General features: G+C 30.3%; 19 protein-coding genes. 1 reads left to right on the top strand and 18 read right to left on the bottom strand.

All coding sequences use genetic code 11. The features are described 5' to 3' along the window. From JMO20_RS16960 to JMO20_RS16940, 5 genes are all read right to left on the bottom strand, one after another. Entirely contained in the window at nucleotides 1-819 is an 819-nt protein-coding gene (locus JMO20_RS16960; RefSeq protein ID WP_202710892.1) for a purine-nucleoside phosphorylase, read from the bottom strand. Nucleotides 820-941: 122 nt separating this feature from the next. After that, complete coding sequence (gene xerD, locus JMO20_RS16955; RefSeq protein WP_202710891.1) at nucleotides 942-1829, bottom strand: site-specific tyrosine recombinase XerD; 888 nt, start codon at nucleotides 1827-1829, stop codon at nucleotides 942-944. Between the two features lie 84 nt (nucleotides 1830-1913). Next, nucleotides 1914-2117, bottom strand: a complete 204-nt coding sequence (locus JMO20_RS16950; RefSeq protein WP_202710890.1) for a hypothetical protein — start codon at nucleotides 2115-2117, stop codon at nucleotides 1914-1916. Nucleotides 2118-2162: 45 nt separating this feature from the next. After that, nucleotides 2163-2798 (bottom strand): stage II sporulation protein M, encoded by a 636-nt coding sequence (spoIIM, locus tag JMO20_RS16945; protein ID WP_202710889.1) that lies wholly within the window; start codon nucleotides 2796-2798, stop codon nucleotides 2163-2165. Between the two features lie 81 nt (nucleotides 2799-2879). Next, nucleotides 2880-3428, bottom strand: a complete 549-nt coding sequence (locus JMO20_RS16940) for an NUDIX hydrolase (RefSeq protein WP_202710888.1) — start codon at nucleotides 3426-3428, stop codon at nucleotides 2880-2882. A gap of 132 nt (nucleotides 3429-3560) precedes the next feature. On the opposite strand from JMO20_RS16940, the gene JMO20_RS16935 reads away from it, so the two are divergent. Next, the gene (locus JMO20_RS16935) at nucleotides 3561-3725 is read left to right on the top strand and encodes a hypothetical protein (RefSeq protein WP_202710887.1); all 165 of its coding nucleotides are present in this window, start codon (nucleotides 3561-3563) and stop codon (nucleotides 3723-3725) included. Here JMO20_RS16935 and JMO20_RS16930 read toward each other — a convergent pair. The 13 genes from JMO20_RS16930 to JMO20_RS16870 form a co-directional block, all read right to left on the bottom strand. Further along, nucleotides 3667-4749 carry a DUF3866 family protein gene (locus JMO20_RS16930; RefSeq protein WP_202710886.1) on the bottom strand — a complete coding sequence of 361 codons (1083 nt, stop codon included), beginning with the start codon at nucleotides 4747-4749 and terminating at the stop codon, nucleotides 3667-3669. The genes JMO20_RS16935 and JMO20_RS16930 overlap by 59 nt on opposite strands. A gap of 19 nt (nucleotides 4750-4768) precedes the next feature. Next, nucleotides 4769-5584, bottom strand: coding sequence for an MraY family glycosyltransferase (locus JMO20_RS16925; protein WP_202710885.1), 816 nt, complete (start codon nucleotides 5582-5584; stop codon nucleotides 4769-4771). A 5-nt stretch (nucleotides 5585-5589) separates the two neighbouring features. After that, nucleotides 5590-6267 carry a glycosyltransferase family 2 protein gene (locus JMO20_RS16920; RefSeq protein ID WP_202710884.1) on the bottom strand — a complete coding sequence of 226 codons (678 nt, stop codon included), beginning with the start codon at nucleotides 6265-6267 and terminating at the stop codon, nucleotides 5590-5592. A 3-nt stretch (nucleotides 6268-6270) separates the two neighbouring features. Next, the gene (locus tag JMO20_RS16915) at nucleotides 6271-7113 is read right to left on the bottom strand and encodes a copper transporter (RefSeq protein ID WP_341534054.1); all 843 of its coding nucleotides are present in this window, start codon (nucleotides 7111-7113) and stop codon (nucleotides 6271-6273) included. A 23-nt stretch (nucleotides 7114-7136) separates the two neighbouring features. Beyond that, entirely contained in the window at nucleotides 7137-8255 is a 1119-nt protein-coding gene (steA, locus tag JMO20_RS16910; RefSeq protein ID WP_202710883.1) for a putative cytokinetic ring protein SteA, read from the bottom strand. Nucleotides 8256-8364: 109 nt separating this feature from the next. Then, on the bottom strand, nucleotides 8365-11001 hold the full coding sequence (locus JMO20_RS16905) for a calcium-transporting P-type ATPase, PMR1-type (RefSeq protein ID WP_202710882.1): 2637 nt from the start codon (nucleotides 10999-11001) through the stop codon (nucleotides 8365-8367). A gap of 344 nt (nucleotides 11002-11345) precedes the next feature. Beyond that, nucleotides 11346-12152, bottom strand: a complete 807-nt coding sequence (gene spo0A, locus JMO20_RS16900; protein ID WP_202710881.1) for a sporulation transcription factor Spo0A — start codon at nucleotides 12150-12152, stop codon at nucleotides 11346-11348. A gap of 231 nt (nucleotides 12153-12383) precedes the next feature. Beyond that, a complete protein-coding gene (gene spoIVB / locus JMO20_RS16895) occupies nucleotides 12384-13715 on the bottom strand; it encodes a SpoIVB peptidase (RefSeq protein WP_243414823.1) in 1332 nt (443 codons plus the stop codon). A 270-nt stretch (nucleotides 13716-13985) separates the two neighbouring features. Beyond that, nucleotides 13986-15689: a DNA repair protein RecN gene (recN, locus tag JMO20_RS16890; protein ID WP_202710880.1), complete on the bottom strand. Its 1704-nt coding sequence runs from the start codon at nucleotides 15687-15689 to the stop codon at nucleotides 13986-13988. Nucleotides 15690-15703: 14 nt separating this feature from the next. Further along, entirely contained in the window at nucleotides 15704-16156 is a 453-nt protein-coding gene (locus JMO20_RS16885; RefSeq protein ID WP_202710879.1) for an arginine repressor, read from the bottom strand. A gap of 160 nt (nucleotides 16157-16316) precedes the next feature. Then, nucleotides 16317-17117: a TlyA family RNA methyltransferase gene (locus JMO20_RS16880; protein ID WP_202710878.1), complete on the bottom strand. Its 801-nt coding sequence runs from the start codon at nucleotides 17115-17117 to the stop codon at nucleotides 16317-16319. A 10-nt stretch (nucleotides 17118-17127) separates the two neighbouring features. Continuing rightward, nucleotides 17128-18993: a 1-deoxy-D-xylulose-5-phosphate synthase gene (dxs, locus tag JMO20_RS16875; RefSeq protein WP_202710877.1), complete on the bottom strand. Its 1866-nt coding sequence runs from the start codon at nucleotides 18991-18993 to the stop codon at nucleotides 17128-17130. Further along, nucleotides 18974-19648, bottom strand: a complete 675-nt coding sequence (locus JMO20_RS16870; protein WP_243414822.1) for a hypothetical protein — start codon at nucleotides 19646-19648, stop codon at nucleotides 18974-18976. Before JMO20_RS16870 ends, dxs begins: the two co-directional genes overlap by 20 nt. Nucleotides 19649-20254 lie beyond the last annotated feature (606 nt).

Below are 20254 nucleotides of genomic sequence, written 5' to 3'. Positions count from 1 at the left end.
TTAAATAATACTAATTATTTCTTTTACAAGCGTAATAAATCTAGTCTTAACTTTTTCAGAGGTTTCGATTACCTCTTTGTGGTCTAATGGTTGGTCTAATATTCCTGCTGCCATATTAGTGATACAAGATATACCTAAAACATTAATTCCACCATGTTTAGCAACTATAACCTCTGGAACAGTAGACATACCAACTGCATCAGCACCAATAAATCTAGCAAGTTTTACTTCCGATGGAGTCTCATAAGTTGGCCCAGAATTAAACATATATGTACCTTCTTTTAATTGAATATTAAGCTTTGTACCTGCCTCTTTGGCTTTTTCTATAAGCTTAGGGCAATATGCACTAGACATATCAGGAAATCTTGGTCCTAATTCATCATAGTTTTTCCCCATTAAAGGATTATCAAAAGCAAAATTAATGTGATCACTAATAATCATTAGATCTCCTGGATCAAAGTCTTCATTAACTCCACCAGCTGCATTAGTAACTACTAATTTATTTATTCCCAACTCTTTCATGACTCTAACAGGAAATGTAACTTCAGATAATGGATATCCCTCATAATAATGAAATCTACCTTGCATAGCAATTACACTTTTTCCATTAAGCTTACCTATTACTAACTGACCTTTATGACCTTTAACTGTTGATACTGGAAAGTTAGGGATATCACTGTATTTAATTCTTACGGCATCTTCGATTTCCTCTGCTAGTGGACCTAATCCTGACCCTAAAATTATACCAATCTCTGGTTTAACAGATGTTTTCTTTTCAACGAATCTACTTGTTTCTTTAATCTTTTCTAATAAATTCATATATAAACTCCTTTCTTTAATCATAATTTCTCTAAAATATGCACCTACTATATTATTACCAATAATTTAAATAATAAATTAAGAAAAAACCAACCCACCAATTAGGTGGGCTTTTTACAAAACTATGCTCTTGGATGAGATTTCTTATAGACATCTTTAATCCTATTATTAGTTATCTGAGTATATATCTGAGTAGTAGATATATCAGAATGTCCTAGCATTTCTTGTACAGATTTTAAATCCGCTCCATTTTGTAATAAATGAGCTGCAAAGGAATGTCTTAAGGTATGAGGAGTTATCTTTTTGTTTATATTAGCCTTTTTAGTATATGATTTTATTATTTTCCAAAAGCCCTGTCTAGTTAATCTTCGACCATGATGATTAACAAATAAAGACACTTCACTATCATCTTTAATAAAAGTATTTCTATATTCATTAATGTATATAGATAATATTTCTATGGCTATTTTACCTATTGGGATAACCCTCTCATTTTGACTATCTTTAGAACAGTTTATATAACCCATGTCCATATTAACATCATTAATATCCAAGGATATTAATTCAGATACTCTAACACCAGCAGCATAAAGCAATTCAAGCATTGCTCTATCCCTTACTCCCTTAGCATTATTTTGATTAGGCTGGCTTAGCAATATTTCAACTTCTTCAGGGGTTAAGATACTAGGTAGCTTCTTTTCTTGCTTTGGAGCCTGTAAATTAACGGTTGGATCTTTAGAAATTAGACCTTCATTCAATAGATATTGAAAGAAAGATCTTAAAGATGCCAAGCTTCTAGAAATTGTTGAAGCTGCCTTCCCCTTTTTCTGTTGATACATCAAGTATGTAATGATTAGAGTTTTATTCACATTAGAAATATTATCTATGCTATTATTAGATGCATATTCACAGAACTGATTAAGATCTCTATTATAAGATTCTAATGTGTTATCTGCCAATTCCCTATCAGTTTTAAGATAGTCAACGAACTTATTAATAATTACTTCCATGTCATTTCTCCTTTAATAGTGTTTCTAAGGAAACAATTCAACATAAAGTTATAAAATCCTTCAAAATTTTTAAATTATTTTATTTTATAGAGAAATAAACTGATATATTATCTTTCTTAAATTATATCTTATATCGTTTTTTACTACTAATGGTTTCATCACAAGAGTTGAATTATCTTTAGGATTATCAATAGTGTTTCTCATAGGTAAAAGCTCTAAAAACATATTAATTAAGTGTGGTAATATGATTCCAATAATAAGAAGTAAAATAAAAATTTTAAAGCTCATAGTTAAAACTTCTTTAAAATTAATCAAATAAATTCACCAGCCTAGCTAAGATATATAAGAAGAGATTAATCTCATAAATATTGGTGTTATGTAGGCTTCTACAATACTGCCTATTACCATTAAGGATGAAATCATAAGGATACTTATTGAGTACTTAGATACTCGATTCATAAAGTTGTATCTAGGTGCTTTCTTTATTTTATTTTTAATTATTACAATAGAAAATTTGAAAGCAATAACTGAGATTATAAGTATACTAGGAATTATAAAAATATTTTGAGGTAAAACTGCAAAAATAGCAAATAGAAAACCTTTAAAACCAAAGCCTTCAATTAAAAAACCTACCGTAAATCCGATTACAAATCCTCGCATAATTAGTACTCCTATTATGACAGGTATACCAATGACAATAATGCCTAATATCCAAATTAATAGCACAGTCTGAAGGTTATTAAATAAGGATTGCTTAAGTAAATCTAAGCTACTAATACTACTTTCGTTGAGAACCTTAAAAAAAGAATCCAAAAAACTGATTAGCTCATGTTTTTGATTAGTATTCAAAATTTTAATAGTAATGGCCCCTACAGATACCCCAATCATTAATGATAAAATGGATACAAAATATATAAAAAAATTCTCTCTAAAATGACGATTAAATAGCTCGCTTAATTTAATCAACATAAATAATCCCCCTCTCTATACAAGCTCTTACAAAATAGTATGCTAGAGAAGGGGACAATATTACATTTCACTTTTGAGATATTATTTTTCATCTTCCTTATTTAAAATATTATTTAATGTGAGTACTCCAACAACAGTTTTACTATCTAAAAGTTCTCCATTATTAATCATTTCAACAAGACTTTCAAGCTTTATTTTACACACCTCAATATATTCATCGTTTTCTGGTTCTGCTTCTCCTTCTGATAATCCTTTAGCTAAAAATAGATGTAATTTTTCATTGGAAAAGCCAGGAGAAGTATAAAATTCAAATAAGAACTGGATTTCCTTAGCTGAATAGCCCGTTTCCTCTTTCAATTCTCTCACTGCACAGGTTACAGGATTCTCACCTATCTCTACCTTTCCGGCTGGTATTTCTAGCAACTCTGATTCTACAGCTTTTCTGTATTGCTTAACAAGTACCACTTCATTATCTTCGGTCACAGGAATAATAGCTACAGCTCCAGGATGTTCAACAATTTCTCTCTTAGTATATTTTTTGTCTGGTAGTTCTACGGTATCTAATCTTAAGTTTATTATTCTTCCCTCATATATTTTTTCACTCTTCATAGTTTTCTCTTCATAAATCATTAAAAAAACCTCCCCAATTTTCTAAAAATATTGGTATAAAAAATTTATTTGAAACATATTATAAAATATGTTTTCTTAATACTATTATATAACTCTTCAGTAGTTTGTAAAGTTTAGAAAGGGAGGAAATATATGATTAATATTGTTTCAGGCAAGAATATATGCTTAGTAGGCAAGGCTGATGATGTTTTTCGAAGGATTAAATATTTATCTTTAAAGTATGGTACTCTTAAAGAGGCTATTGATGACCTTCAATTAAAGCAACAGCGTATTTACCCACGGCACCCAATGAAATAAAGTAGTCTTTATCCTGATTATAGTTCCTACCCATGGTAGTTGTTTTTAGGTTATAAAAATCTAAAGCTTCTTTTATATTTTCTCCCTCTTGGTACAAAATATTATGCTTAGAGCTTATTTTTGTGTTATTTATTTGCTTTTCAATAAATAAATTCTTTTCCTCTGATAGTATAGGTAACACAAGGTCACATTTAGAGAAAGTGATTTTATTTAAAACAGTTAATGTATGATGACTTATTCCTCTATGCCTATCTCTATTGTCAGAAAAAGTAATTCTAGGTATAGCAATGCTTTTACCCCCTAATGCATTAACAGCATCAAGAATACTTCCCTGCTCTATTCCACTATAGCCATATCTAGTACCAGTACCTACTATTCCCGGTCCCATGGCAATTATTGTTATATCACTCTCTAATACCTCCTTAGAAGTGATTAAACCCGTATATATATTAACACATTCGAAATCACCGCCAAAGGAATGTCCTATGGTTATTGTATTATCAATAATGCCTTTCTTTTTTAACTCCTTTACTGTTAAACTAAATTGGAGGGGTAGTGCTCCTCCATCAGTCATAATATAATTAATTTTAGTTTTAGGTCTTAAGTATTTAATCATAGAAGCTATAGGTGCAACCATACTATGTAATGAGCCTGTTAAAAATATATAATTACTCAAACTTGTGAAACTTTTTATTTTCTCATGATGTGGACTAGACTGTTCTTCTGCTGCCAAACATTTTATCTGCATAGGTGTATACCTTAATTTCATTATATGACCTTTTTTTGAATCGCTTTTTTGCTTATAATTATGATTATGAACGACAAAATGATATCCCCCTGTTCCTAAGGATAATTCAACTGCGGTAGTATTCAATATAACCTTATCTCCTATTGATACATTACCAGTTAGTTTACTATAATTGACAGCTTTATAATTATTTCCTTCTATACTTACCTTAATCCAGTCTATTTCATCATCACAGTTAATTATTTCTATTATAATGCCTTCTTTTAAACTTATCAATTGTTCACCTCCGCTGAAACTATCTTCCTAGATTATCAAAATAGTTTAACATTCTATTTTTATTTATTATCTTAGTAAATGAAACTATTTCTGCTGTTATATGAAGCAAGACAAGTATAGCTAAATAAACCAATTTTATTTTAATTGGATTAGAAACTCCACAGTAAAAGCCTAATGTTATACCCAAAGAGTTAGAACCAATATCCCCCATCATTGATTTTGCCTTTATATCATATGGGAAATATACTAACATTGTTCCTATTGCTGAGAAAAGTATAAAATTCATTGTCGATAATTGTGAGGTGATTAATAAAATTAAAGTCAATATAAAAAAAACCTTAATCGCTCTACCAGGACGCAAATCAAAAAGGTTAATTAAATTTGTAAATAGACTTATTACTAATAAATTTATAACTATATCTAAAAGTGAAACAGAAATTATTAGTGAAGCAATTAAAGCGGAAAATATCCCCATAATTGCTTTAAGTCCACCAGTTGTTAGAGTTCCATTAATTAATGACTTGAAATGTCCTCTAAGACCTTTAATATTCTTGTTTCCAATAAGATCATCAAGTAGGCTTATAAAAGCTATAAGAAGAACAATAATTAAATAAACCAATGTTAACATCCTATAGTTATTGTAGAATATACTAATAGATAGGCATATTATAGTCTGACTTATAACAAAGACTAATCCCATACCTATTGGAATGTTTTGAGACTTATAATTTTTTTCAGTACAGTTTTGGTTCATTAACATACTATAGACATATGGAATTACTATATAAGATACAATTATGCTTGATAGAAAAGCAATTACAATTATATATTTCATAATCATTATCCCCTATACATTAACATCAATAATGTTTTTGATATATCTAAGAACTGTCTTCCTCTATGAATAAACCCACTTAGATTTCTACCGCTTTCACGATGTGTCATGCCAACATCAATCTCTTGAAGCTTAAAGCCATGTCTTAGAGTACCGATTGTCATAGCTATTTCGATTCCAAAATTATTAGGAATATAATTTATTTTATCTATTACGGCTTTACTATAGACTCGCTGTCCAGAAAGGCTAGATGTGATTTTTTTACCACAATAAATATATACACCATACTTAGCCAAATTTTTTACTAATCCAAAACCACCTTTTCTAGTTGCTGGCTTAAATTTGGCTACTGTAGCATCTGCTGATCCTTGAATTACAGGATAAATTAGTTCTTCTATGTATTTAGATGTTTTGCCTAAATCTCCATCTACAAATATAATATAATCATATTGAAGATTCCTTAGAGCAGTTTTTATTGCATATCCTTTGCCATGGTTTTTTTCTAAATTTATCAAAAATACTTCTAAATTTTTTACTACTTCCTCAGTATTGTCTGTTGATCCATCGTTTATAACGACAATTTTATTAATTAAGTCTATCTTTCTAAGGTTATTGACAGTTTCTTCAATTGTATCTTCTTCGTTATATACAGGAATTACTGCAACAACTTCATGATTGCACATATTCTACTCCCTCTCGATAGTACTTTGAATTTTACTGTTTAAAATATTATTTTCTAAAATTAGTACCAATGAAGCCTTCCCCATTGCAGTATTAATATTGTTTATAGTATCAATCTTTCTATCCTGATAGTTTTGTGTAAACGAACTTTTGACGTAATCTTTTTCAATTGCAATTAGAGGATAATTATTGATCATTAAATAGTCAACTATAGTATTGTTAATAGTGTGACTTTTATGTGCATTATCCTTTTTTGCACCACCTGCTACTATGAAATAATCAGTATTTTCTAAAGTGCTTCCTTCTACCATTACTAAATTACGTTTTTTTATTTGATTTAACATTAAACTAACTCTATCATTTACAATATCATTAACAAATTCAGGAATAATTGCTTGGATAACTTCGGAGTCATCTAAATTGCTATCCGCATCAAATAATTGTGATTTTAAGAAAGACATATTATTAATGATATTTTTATCAACTAAAGTTATTTTATTAACATTAGCTCCAGATAGCTGGAGTATTGATGTAACATCTGAATAACTATAATCATTATTTGTTTCAATAACAACAATATTAATCCCTAATAGTCTATTTTCAACTAATTCCGGAAGAATACTTTCTGTGAAATCAATATATTGTCTATTTTTTTCAAGAGCATTATTTAATTTTGTATTAACTTCTTTATTCTCTGTCTGTAAGTTTTCAAATTTTAATTCTAGCTTTTCAACCATATCTTCTTTTTCTGATGTTAAGAGTTCTTGAGCATCGAACATAAAACCTATAAACATACCAATTCCTAAAGCAAGAAAAATAGAAATAATTGATATAATATAATATCTAATATTTATCCCAAACTAAACACCCCTTAAAGACCTAGAAAGAGCCTTAATCTTATTTCCATGAGTTTAAAAAATTCTCTTAAGGGAGGAAACATAAAAATAATGACTAAAATCGGTATTAAAGCAGCGACTCCTAGGCCTAAAATATATTTTATTCCAATTTTATTTTTATAAAGTTTATTTACACCTTTAGCATCAACTAATTTTGATCCAACTTTCAATCTAACTAAGAAGGTACTGGCCATTCCTTTTCTACCTTTTTCTAAGAAATCAATCATATTACTATGGGATCCAACTGCTACTATTAGATCAGCACCATTAGAATATGCAAGTAACATAGCTATATCTTCACTAGTTCCTGGAGAAGAAAAAATAGTTGAATTTAAACCAAGTTTTTCTATTCTTGTTAGTCCTGGAGCTTTTCCATCGCTATAGGCATGAACTATGATTTCTTTAGCTATTTTTAAACATTTATCACTAACACTATCCATATCACCTATAACGATATCTGGAGTATAACCAAATTCCAGTAGAGCATCCCCACCACCATCGACTCCTATTAATATTGGTTTCATCTCGTTTATATACATTTTAATTGCTGTTAAGTCTTTTTTGTAATCCTTACCTCTTACAACAACCAAAACATGTTTATCTTTTATATCTACTTTTGTCTTAGGAATTTTTAATTTACCTAACACCATATCCTTTTCTTTCTTAGCATATAAAAGAGTATTTTCTATGAACTTATCTAATTCTTTTTCAGTATTTTTATAACCAATATCAAGAAGTTTTGTTACTGTATCGCAACATAAAATAGTACAAGGATAAAGTTTTCCTTTGCTGGATGTTATAGTATTATTGCCAATTTTTATACTTTCATTATCTTTAATTTCTAAAAAGAAGTCATTTCCTGCTTCATAGATCGGAATTTTAGCATCTAATAATATTGAGGGCCCTTTATTTGGATATCTTCCGCTTATAGTTTTATCTGTATTTATTACGCATTTAACTTTTGATTCTACCAGTCCTATAGCTGCTAATTCATCTAAATCTGAATGAGAAATAACTGCTATATCTCCAGGTCTCAATCTTCCAATAAGATTTTTAGTTTTTCTATCCTTTTTTACAATTCCATTAATACTCATTAAAGAGCCTCCAAAAAAATCTTTTATTCTTATTATTGGTCAATTCCTTTAAAAAATACCAAATTTAGTGTTGAAAAATTAGTAAAAAAAAATAGATTGGAAAACCAATCTATTTTTTGAATATGCTTTTAATTTTTTTAAATATCTCTCCTGAAATCAATGGAATTGCTGAAAATCCAACAACGTATAGAGTTTCTCTTAAGGATAATAATTCTAAATCAAATACATTTCTAAGGAAAGGGATAAATAGAACACTTAGCATAAGTGTACTTGATAAAAGGATTGCTCCTATTAGATATTTATTCTTAAATATGCCAATTTTAAATAAGGATTTATCTAATGATCTAACACTAAGACTGTTTCCAAACTGTGAGAAACTTAATGTTAGAAAAGCCATTGTTCTTCCTGTTTCCAAACTTATATTATTTCCAGTTATAAAGGATAGAACAGTAACTCCCCCAATAATTAAACCTTTAATTCCAATCGAAAGTCCTAATCCATTGGCAAATATACTTTCATTTGGGTCTCTAGGCTTTCTATCCATAATACCTGGTTCTGCTGGATCAACACCTAATGATAATGCAGGGAAACTATCTGTAACAAGATTAATCCATAATATATGAATTGGAATTAGTGGACTCGGCATGTTAAAAACTAAGGCAACAAATAATGCTATTATTTCACCAATATTACAAGATAAAAGATAATGAATTGACTTCCTTATATTTGCATATATATTTCTTCCTTCTTCGACAGCTGATACGATAGTTGAAAAATTATCATCGGTTAGTATCATATCTGAGGCTTCTTTAGAGACATCCGTACCAGTTATTCCCATGGCACAACCAATATTTGATCTCTTTAATGATGGGGCATCATTAACTCCATCTCCAGTCATAGCTACTATTTTGCCTCTATTCTGCCACGCTTTAACGATCCTAACTTTGTGTTCCGGTGAGACTCTAGCATAAACTGAGTATTTATCAACTTGCTCTGTAAGTTCTTCATCTGATAGTTTATCTAACTCGTTTCCATCAATACCTTTACCATTTTCGTCTAATATTCCTAACTCTTTGGCAATAGTAACTGCTGTGAGCTTATAGTCACCTGTAATCATAACTGGTCTAATACCAGCACTTTTACTTTTAGCTACTGCTTTTTTAACTTCTTCTCTTGGTGGGTCAATCATTCCAGATAAACCAACAAATATTAAATCATTTTCAGTGTTTTCAGATGTTGGATTATCTATGCTACTATCAGAATCATCATAGGCCATAGCTAAAACTCTTAATGCTTTATTTGCCATAGTTTCATTAATGGATAATATATTTTTCTTATCATCATCGGTTATATCTCTAACAGTATTATCATCTAATATTCTATTACACCTTTCTAATAAAACATCTGGTGCTCCTTTTGTGAAAACCTTATATCCTGATTCCGATTTATGAATAGTAGTCATAAGCTTTCTCTCAGAATCAAAGGGTATTTCATTTACTCTTTCGAGTTTTCTTTCAAGCTCTTTTTTAAAAAGACCTTTTTTTTGGGCTAGTACTACTAAAGCTACTTCAGTTGGATCTCCTATTGCTTCTTTCTCTCCCTTTTCTTCATTTATAGTAGAGTCATTGCATAATAATCCAATCTTAATTGCTAAGTTTGAAGATTGATTTTCTATATTAATTTTTTCTACATCTTTTAAATCGTTATATGTATATAGTTTTGTTACGGTCATTTTATTTTGAGTTAAAGTACCAGTTTTGTCAGAACAAATTACTGAAGCTGTTCCTAATGTTTCAACTGCTGGCAATCGTCTTATTATAGCATTTCTTTTTATCATTCTTTGTACTCCCAATGAAAGAACAATAGTTACTATAGCAGGTAATCCTTCTGGTATAGCTGCAACAGCCAATGACACCGCTAGCATAAACATCTCTAGGGGATCTCTTCCTTGCATGTATCCGATTAAGAATATAATTATACATACTGATAATGCAATTATTCCTAACCACTTACCTAACTCTTCAAGCTTAATTTGTAAAGGTGTTTTTAGTTTTTCTTGTGAGCCAATTAATTCAGCTATTTTTCCAATTTCAGTTTTCATACCTGTATCAGTTACTAGTATTTTACCTCTACCATGGGTTACCATGCTAGTTGAGAAAACCATATTTTTTCTATCTCCCAGGGGAACATTATCTCCTTGTAAGACTTCAGTGTTTTTATTAACTGGTAAAGATTCGCCAGTGAGGGCAGACTCCTCAACCTTTAAACTTGATGATTCTAATAATCTACCATCGGCTGGTATATAGTCTCCACTCTCAAGAATCACTATATCTCCAGGAACTATCTCTGTAGATTTAATTTGAGTAATTTTATTATTCCTTAGTACTTTAGCCAAAGGAGTAGTCATATTTTTTAATGCTTGCAAGGACTTCTCTGCTTTATCTTCTTGTACTAATCCTAGTATAGCATTTAGTATTACTACTATTAAAATAATAATAGAGTCTTTAAACTCACCAAGAGAACCTGAGATTATAGCAGCTATAATCAATATAATGACCATAAAATCTTTAAATTGATTAAAGAATTTCTTTAATAAACTCTCTCCTTCTTGAGTTTTGAGTTTATTTAATCCATGTAGATTCTTTCTTTTTTCTACTTCTTCTAGACTTAATCCTGTATTCTTATCGACATCATAATCAATAAGTAATTCGGTGGTATCTTTCTTATAAGCATTTTCTGAGTTCATTATTTCCTCCTTAACTATTTAGTATGGTATTTTTTAGAAATAAAGGCTGATATATCTATTATACTATTTCTTTTTATATTATCAATGATAGTAAGTATTATTTGTTTTAATTTTTTAAGTATTCATTTTTAAGATAGTATAGATTATCATTTATGATAATATCTATTATGATATAATATACGATTTTTATGATACAAATAAGGTTTTTTGGTTAAATTACAGTAATTTTTGACTTTTATTGATGATTTATAACTTATAATATAAAAACACCTTCAAACAATAGATTATTTAATCTTTGAAGAAGGTGTTTAGTACGCAATTCATAAAAGTACATTTAATGTTACTTAGCTTACCGGTTGCTCTAGTCTTAATTTATCTGCAACCATTGCTATAAACTCACTATTAGTTGGCTTACCTTTATCAGTATGTACAGTATATCCAAACAGCTGATTTATAGTGTCTATCTTACCTCTACTCCATGCAACCTCTATAGCATGTCTTATAGCTCTTTCTACCCTACTAGGAGTAGTATTAAACTTCTTAGCTATATTTGGGTAGAGTTCTTTAGTTACAGCGCTTAGAAGTTCTATTTCATCTACAACCATACTAATAGCTTCTCTAAGATATAAATAGCCCTTTATATGAGCAGGTACACCAATCTCATGTATTATATTTGTGATTTTTGCTTCTAAAGTTTTTGGTGCATTATTAGTATTTACTAAAGTTGAAGTAGTGTTTGGTATTCTTCTTCTAGTTACTTTAGTAGGTGATGTCCCTGTAACCTGTCTAATTCTCTTCATGAAAATTTCAAAATCAAAAGGTTTTACCACATAATAATCTGCGCCTAAATTAATTGCTCTTTGTGTTATCTTGTCTTGACCAACAGCAGATAATACTATAGTTTTTGGAAATGTGTCGAGATCTAAAGTGTTAAGTCTCTCTAAAACACCTAATCCGTCAAGATGAGGCATAATTATATCTAAAACTAAAACATCAGGTGCCTTCTCTGTAATTAAATCAAGCGCCTCTAGACCGTCCTTTGCAACTCCCACAACTTCTACATCGGGCTGAGTAGTAAGGTATTCCTTTAAAATACCACAAAAATCCCTATTATCATCTGCTATCAAAACACTAATTTTTTCATTATTCAATTTATTAACCCCCTAAAATCCTTTTTATTCTATAAATCTGATTCACTTTTTCGTAAAAAAATTTGTCAGACTTTATTAATTTAAACATTCGACAAATGCTATTTATTTCCTTCTATATTTTTCTATTATCGTAACTTTTTTAAAATTTTTTTGAATTATTTTCAAAAAAGAAGAGATATTTTATAAAAAAATACCTCTTCTTTTAAGATTCTCTGAAAAACAACATTTTTTTTAATTTGCTTTTGGCAAAGTTTTTTTATCTAAAGAAATTCCTGCTTCTTTAATCATCCAGTTAATATAAATACCATATCCTTTAGTAGGATCGTTAACAAAAACATGAGTCACTGCACCAATTAGTTTGCCATCTTGTATTATTGGGCTTCCACTCATTCCCTGCACTATTCCACCTGTTTTTTCCAAAAGTTTTTTATCTGTTACTTGAATTACCATACTTTTTTGAGTAGGTGAGCTTTGAGGTTGTGCCTTTAGTATTTCAATTTCAAATTTTTCAATTTTATCATTTTCAATTGTAGATAAAATATAGGCTTTTCCAGTCTTAACTTCATTTTGAAGTCCGATTGGAATTGCCTTATTAGAAGGTATTTTATCATAATTTCTTCCTAATGTTCCATATATACCAAATGGACTATTATCAAATATTTTTCCTATTGAACCACTTGTTTCAAAAAAAGCTCCTCTTAATTCTCCTGGCTCCCCTTTTTTACCTTGTTCTATTGATGATATTGTGGCTTTTAAAATTTCACCATTAGATATCGGCATTAAAGAACCTGTATCCACATCTGTTATTCCATGACCTAATGCTCCAAAAGTTCTACTCTCTGGATGATAAAAAGTTAGAGTGCCTATTCCTGCAGTTTTATCTCTAACCCATAGTCCCAATCTATAGGAATTATCTTGACTACATTTGACTGGTTGAACTTCAGTGGTAAATTCATACTCATTTCTCTCTAAAGTGATTTTAACTTTGCTTTCTCCAACCTCATTGAGTAATCTTATTACATGAGAAGCATTCTTAACATTTGTATCATTAATCTTTGTAATAACATCACCGACTTTTATACCTGCATCTATTGATGGACTATGCTTTTTCCCATCAATACCTACTAAGTCATCTGATAACGCTACTACAAGAACTCCCTTTGTTTCTAACTTTACTCCAATTGTATTTCCACCAGGAACTAAATAAAGATTATCTACGACGTTAATATTAACATTTTTTATTGGTATTAACCCAAGTAGCTTAAATTCTAATTTAGCTTCTCCATTTTCGATTGATTTAAATTTATATGAATTTCTTACACTAACCTTTAGACTCTCATCTTCTTCCCTATCCTCAATAAATTTTAATACTTCCCTTTTATTGTTGTTATCATGCAGTTTTACTGTAAAAGGAAATAAAATATCTATAGTTTCATTTTCTCCTCTAAATATATCCATTTGTGAAGGGAAACTGATAATATTATATATCTGTACTACATATACTGCAGTAACGATTAACATAACTACCAAAAAAGTAGCAGTTCTTCTATTAAATTTTCTCAAAAACTATCACACTCCCAATTTTCCCATTAGCTTTTTCTTCACCTCCATCAAATAGGTTGTGTAACCTTAATTTAGCCATTTTAAAAGGTATTTATTCTACATAAATATTTATTGAATTGCTAAGGAAATTCATTATTACCGAAAAATAGAATAGAAAATTGATAAAAATCATAATAAATTTATTTTTTGAAAATTAAACACCTTTATACACTATTTTTTTGCATAAAAAAACATCCTTTACTAAATAAAGGATGTTTCAAATTGATGCATTTATTTCCAATTTCTTTTTATTTTTTCAGACATTTCCAACATTTCCTTAGCATGCATTTTTGTAGTGCTTGTTAAATCTACACCACCTAATAATCTAGATAATTCATTGATTCGATCTATATCAGTTAATTTCTTAATTCTAGTATTAGTCTTTCTATTATGTACAACCTTACTAATTTGGAAATGAGTATCTGACATAGCTGCAATTTGTGGTAAATGAGTAATACATAATACTTGATGTGTTCTAGCAATTTCAGCAATTTTTTCTGAAATAACTTGAGCAGTTCTTCCACTTATTCCAGTGTCAATCTCATCAAAAATCAAACAAGAAATATGATCCACATGAGCTAATATAGTTTTAAAAGCTAACATAATCCTTGACATTTCTCCACCAGAAACAATCTTTGACAGTGATTTAACTGGCTCTCCAATATTAGTAGATATTAGGAACTCAACATTATCTATGCCCGTTTTTGTATAAGTATCTAATTCCTTAAAACTAATTTTAAAGGTGACATTAGGCATATTTAATTCCTTTAATTCTTTTGTTATATCCTTTTCTATGGCAGCAGCTATTTTCTTTCTTTCCTTTGTAAGAATATAACAATTTTCATATATTTGTTTTTCTATAGCTTTTATCTCATTGTTAATACGGATAATTTCTTTTTCACTATTAATAATTGATTGTAACTCTGAATCTATATCATCTCGATATTGTAATATCTCTTCTATAGTATTACCATATTTTCTTTTTAATCTAGTTATAATTGCAATTCGATCTTCTAATTCCTGGAGTTTTTCTGGATTATATTCTAAAGTATCTTCATAATCTCTCAAATCTCTAACTACTTCTTGAAGTTGATATATAGCAGAATCAAAAGTCTCCTTATATTTCTCAATGTTATCATCTGATTTAGATGCATTTACTAAAAGTCCAGAAATAGAATTTAACTTGTCAAGTACAGATACTTGATTATAATCTGATGAATTCATTGTCTCAATAATACTGCCAATAGATTTTTTTATACTCTCAACATTTGAAATTTTTTTATAATTATTCATAAGTTTTTCTTCTTCATTGGGCTTAAGCTCTGCTTCATCAATTTCATTTAATTGAAATTTTAATAAATCAATTTTTCTTTCTCTCTCCTGTTCATCGAAGGCTAGTCCACCTAAATTGCTCTTTAAAGATTTAACCTTATTATAATCCTTTAGAATATTTTCCTTAGTATCACTAATAATATTTTTTCCTAATGAATCTATAAAGTTAATATGACTTTCCTGATTCAGAAGAGATTGATGCTCATGCTGTCCGTGAATATCTACTAATTTGTCTGTAAGCTCCTTTAGCATATTTAAAGTAACGGTTCTCCCATTAACTCTAGAAACACTTCTACCAGTACTATAAATCTCTCTTGTAACTATTAGAGTGTTATCCTCACCTACATCTATGCCGTAGTGCTTAAGAGTTTTTCTAGCATCATAGGTTTTCTTTAGAGAAAAAACAGCTTCAATCACTGATTTATCAGCACCAGTTCTTATAAACTCTTTAGCTGCCCTTCCTCCTAATACCATACTAACTGCATCAATTATTATAGATTTCCCAGCTCCTGTTTCTCCAGTTAGAACGTTAAAACCATCACTAAAATGAATATTAACATTATCAATAATGGCGAAATTCTCAATGTTTAGTTCTAGAAGCATACTTGATACCTCCACTAATCTAAGATATTGTTAAACATATCCAAAATATGATCAATTCTATCTTTATTATTTATAGCAACGAAAACCGTATCGTCACCAGCTATTGTTCCAACCACTTCCTCTATCCCTAATGCATCAATAGCAGAACCTGATATTTGAGCTGCCCCTGGTAATGTTTTAATTACTAATAAATGCCCTGCAACATCAATAGATAGAATAGAATTCTTAAATATCTTAATTAATCTTTCTGTGGTTCCTTCCTGATGCTGACCCATAGCCGCATATTTATATTTACCACTTTTGGATAGTACTTTGACTAATCTTAACTCTCTTATATCCCTTGATACTGTTGCTTGAGTTACTTCAATACCTTCTCTTTTCAATTGCTCAGATAATTCATCTTGAGTTTCTATTTCATTATTTTCAACAATTTCTAGAATTTTAGCATGTCGCGAATATTTTCTCATAGCTATCCTCCCAATAAGACACTTGATAAATATTTATCATATTTTTTATATGTCTATTATATCAAATGTATAAATATAAAAAAACACTTATTTCAAACTAATAATAAAAACTTCCATAATTGGAATCAAATTCTAATCCCGTCGGAAGTTCATAAAATGGCTATAGATAACTATGGGACTCCCTTACTATATTATTAATATGTACTTCTAAATTTTTTTCATCTTCTTTACTTTTTGACAAATGAACTAAGTACTCTATATTGCCATCCCCACCCTTTACTGGAGAATAGGTAAGATTGACAAAAAATAAAGATATAGAATTACAAAACTCATGCAACTCCTTTATAATATCAATATGTATCTTTATATCTTTCACAATACCATTCTTTCCTATTCTATCTTTACCAGCTTCAAACTGAGGCTTAATTAGAGCCACAATATCAACATTCTCAGTAGTCAATAAATTAACTACTGGTAAAATAAGTCTTAAAGATATAAAAGATACATCTATTGAAACAAAATTAGCCTTTTCATCAATATCATTTTCAGTCATATATCTTACATTTGTTTTTTCCATTGATATAACTCGGTTATCCATCTTAAGCTTTTTAATCAATTGATTCGTTCCTACATCTATTGCATAAACTCTCTTAGCACCATTTTGAAGCATACAATCAGTAAATCCACCTGTAGATGCTCCAATGTCTAAAGCTATCTTATCCTTCACTGATAAATCAAAAAATTTTATAGCTTTTTCAAGCTTTAATCCTCCTCTGCTTACATAGGGAATAGGATTACCTTTTATTTCTATAGATTCAGCTCTCGATACCTTTAAGCTTGGCTTATTGACTTTCTTACCGTTTAAATATACATGTCCTAGCTTTATATATTGTTTAGCCTTAGATCTACTGTCTACTAATCCTCTATCAACTAACAGTATATCTATCCTTTCTTTATCCATATAAAAACTCCTAAAGTTCTTTTATTAATTTCACCACACCATTAACATCCATATTATATAGACTATATAGTTTATCTACACTACCATGTTCTATAAAATGGTCTGGTACGCCAATATTTTTAACAACGCCATCATATCCATTTTTAATCAATAAATCATTGACCATGCTTCCAAAACCACCTATGATAGCATTATCTTCGTAAGTAATAATAGTTTTATGATTTTTAGCAATGTTTAAAATAAGGTCCTCATCTAAAGGCTTTACAAATCTTCCATTTACTAAAGTAATATTTTTATCTTCTGATTTTAACCTATTAACCACTTCACATCCAAACTCAACCATTTTACCTATGGCAATAATGGCTATATCATTACCTTGATTTAATATTTCAGCTTTTCCATATGAAATCTTATCTCTATTAGAATAATCTTTTAAATCACAAGAAAAACCTCTAGGATATCTAATAGCAATAGGTCCTTCATTATATTTAGTAGAGAACTCAATCATTTCCTTAAACTCAAATTCATCTTTTGGAGCCATTATAGTCATATTAGGTAAATGACTAAGGTAAGATAAATCAAAAACACCATGATGAGTTTCTCCATCATTACCAACCAAACCTGCCCTATCTATGCCAAAAACAACAGGTAACTTCTGAATACAGACATCATGTAGAACTTGGTCATATCCTCTTTGTAGAAATGTAGAATAAACAGCAAAGAAAGGCTTCAAGCCATCAGCTGCTAATCCTGCTGCCAAGGTTACACCATGCTGTTCAGCAATCCCTACATCAAAGAACCTATCAGGATGTTTTTCTATAAATTTAGTAAGGCCAGTGCCTGCAGGCATAGCCGCCGTTATAGCAACAATTTTATCATTTTTTTCAGCAAGTTTACTTATTGTCTCGCCAAAAACGTTTGAGTATTTTACTTTATCTGATTTCTTTAAGGGCTTGCCCGTTTTAATGTCAAAGGCAGAAGCACTATGATATTTATCTGGATTATTTTCGGCAGGATTATATCCCTTACCTTTCTTAGTTAAAATATGGACTAAAGTAGGTCCATTGACTTTTTTAGCCCTTTCCATAACATTCATCAGTTCTTTTATATTATGACCATCAACGGGACCTAAATATTTAAAGCCTAAATCTTCAAATAACATTCCTGGTACAAAAAAGTATTTTACACTATCCTTTGCCCTTTCAGCTGTCTTAAAAACTTTTTTCCCTATTGCTGGAATACTATTCAGTATAGACTCGACATCTTCTTTCATTCTAAAGTATGTTGGGGCTGTTCTAATTTCATTTAGATACTTAGATAATCCACCGACATTTTGGGATATTGACATTTCGTTATCGTTTAATACTACAATTTGCTTAGTACCCAAGTCACCAATATGATTCATGGCTTCAAATGCCATTCCTGCTGTCATAGCTCCGTCGCCAATAACACTTATAACTTCATGATCTTCTTTCTTTAAATCTCTAGCTAAAGCATAACCCATACCTGCAGAAATTGAAGTAGAGCTATGTCCTGTTTCAAACAAATCATGGGGACTTTCAGATCGCTTAGGAAATCCACTAATTCCTTCAAATTGGCGAAGGGTATGAAAATCATCCTTCCTTCCAGTTAAAATTTTATGAACGTAGGCCTGATGTCCTACATCCCATATAATTTTATCTTTGGGACTCTCAAAAACTTTATGAAGAGCTATAGTAAGCTCTACAATTCCAAGATTAGATGCAAGGTGTCCCCCAGTTAGAGAAACAGTTTCTATTATAAATTCTCTAATTTCACTAGCTAATTTATTCATTTCAAATATATTTAAGTTCTTTAATGAACGAGTATTTTCAATCTTATTTAGAATTTCTCCCACTTTTGCCCTCTCTCTTTCTTTGGTTTTTTTTATTTCTTTTCTTTCTTATATCCGGTAATATCTTTATTCCAAGCTTAATATCAAGAACCATTACTACCTTTGCAACATAAAAAATAATGCTATCGCATTTATCCATTGCTATCTCTTTACCCAATGCTTTTCCACCAACAGTTAAAGATGCAACAAAAGCACTCATTACTATACTTATGATGGCTCCATCAATAAAACCAAATTCATCTATCAGTTTATAAACAATCATGGTACCAGCTGCACCACTTATTATTCCACTTATATCTCCAATTACATCATTACAAAAATTAGATACAGGACCAGCATTTCTAATTAATCTTATGGCATACTTTGCTTCTGCAACTTTATTAGAAGCCATTGAATGAAAAGGTTTTTCATTAGAAGCTGCCACTGCTATTCCTATCGTATCAAAGAATACGCCAAAGGAAATAATAAATATTAATACCAAAAATGCTGCAATATATTCTAGGTTCCTCATAAGACTTTCAGATATTAAACTAACACATATTGCAAGTAAAAAAGTCCAAAGAGTAATTAAAATAACCCACTTTAAATTATACTTTTCAAAACTAGGCATTTTTTTATTCTTTTTTTCCTTTTTTTTGTTTTTTAAACTATCCGACAAAACAACTCCTCCAATTATGTATAAATATAAAGCTGATAGCAATGCTATCAGCCTTTAGAGTGGTAGTATATTAAGTAAATCTTGCGGCTTAGGTCTAGCAGGATTTCCCAGATGAAAACTGCCTGTCACCAATAACAGCGGTTTCCCTTTAATTTCATCTCTACCTTGTTGCCAAAGGTAGGGCTAGATTACCACTTAGTACGCACTGTAATCCTTAATATACTTCTCGTAGAACAGTCTAGGAGTTTTCCTCAACAGCCATGCTAATTCTTAGCCTCTTTTGCAAAATAGGTTTCAACAGCAAAACCCGTTCTTCTATGGGCCCATAGAGGCAGAGTTACACCTGTTTTCCACCTATTTCACTCAAGGCAGGCTACACTACACGTAGCTTGCACCACAGTGTAGGTTACTCTCATTAACATGCGCCTATATATTATGCTATTAATGAGTCTCCACGAAGGTAGGGTCATCGCCCACATGCCTTTGTAGATCGCCCCATCCTCCTTACTCCCAGAATCGACCCCCAACTGGGCGTCAGCAGCCGAAACCAGGAACTTCATCGATACGCCCTTTGACGGATTTTTAGGCCCGCCTTCAAAATTAGCT

Origin of the sequence: Sporosalibacterium faouarense, from assembly GCF_016765695.1 — a bacterium.
Taxonomy (GTDB): Bacteria; Bacillota; Clostridia; order Tissierellales; family VENL01; genus Sporosalibacterium; species Sporosalibacterium faouarense.
Note: the sequence above shows the minus strand (reverse complement) of the source record. Positions and strands in the feature narration are given on the sequence as shown.

What these genes read in the sequence shown, in the direction of transcription:
- xerD (WP_202710891.1), bottom strand. Translation starts at nt 1,829, where the DNA reads ATGGAAGTAATTATTAATAAGTTCGTTGACTATCTTAAAACTGATAGG.
- recN (WP_202710880.1), bottom strand. Translation starts at nt 15,689, where the DNA reads ATGCTTCTAGAACTAAACATTGAGAATTTCGCCATTATTGATAATGTT.
- JMO20_RS16935 (WP_202710887.1), top strand. Translation starts at nt 3,561, where the DNA reads ATGATTAATATTGTTTCAGGCAAGAATATATGCTTAGTAGGCAAGGCT.
- JMO20_RS16925 (WP_202710885.1), bottom strand. Translation starts at nt 5,584, where the DNA reads ATGAAATATATAATTGTAATTGCTTTTCTATCAAGCATAATTGTATCT.
- JMO20_RS16940 (WP_202710888.1), bottom strand. Translation starts at nt 3,428, where the DNA reads ATGATTTATGAAGAGAAAACTATGAAGAGTGAAAAAATATATGAGGGA.
- JMO20_RS16905 (WP_202710882.1), bottom strand. Translation starts at nt 11,001, where the DNA reads ATGAACTCAGAAAATGCTTATAAGAAAGATACCACCGAATTACTTATT.
- JMO20_RS16950 (WP_202710890.1), bottom strand. Translation starts at nt 2,117, where the DNA reads ATGAGCTTTAAAATTTTTATTTTACTTCTTATTATTGGAATCATATTA.
- JMO20_RS16880 (WP_202710878.1), bottom strand. Translation starts at nt 17,117, where the DNA reads ATGGATAAAGAAAGGATAGATATACTGTTAGTTGATAGAGGATTAGTA.
- spoIIM (WP_202710889.1), bottom strand. Translation starts at nt 2,798, where the DNA reads ATGTTGATTAAATTAAGCGAGCTATTTAATCGTCATTTTAGAGAGAAT.
- JMO20_RS16885 (WP_202710879.1), bottom strand. Translation starts at nt 16,156, where the DNA reads ATGAGAAAATATTCGCGACATGCTAAAATTCTAGAAATTGTTGAAAAT.
- steA (WP_202710883.1), bottom strand. Translation starts at nt 8,255, where the DNA reads ATGAGTATTAATGGAATTGTAAAAAAGGATAGAAAAACTAAAAATCTT.
- JMO20_RS16960 (WP_202710892.1), bottom strand. Translation starts at nt 819, where the DNA reads ATGAATTTATTAGAAAAGATTAAAGAAACAAGTAGATTCGTTGAAAAG.
- JMO20_RS16920 (WP_202710884.1), bottom strand. Translation starts at nt 6,267, where the DNA reads ATGTGCAATCATGAAGTTGTTGCAGTAATTCCTGTATATAACGAAGAA.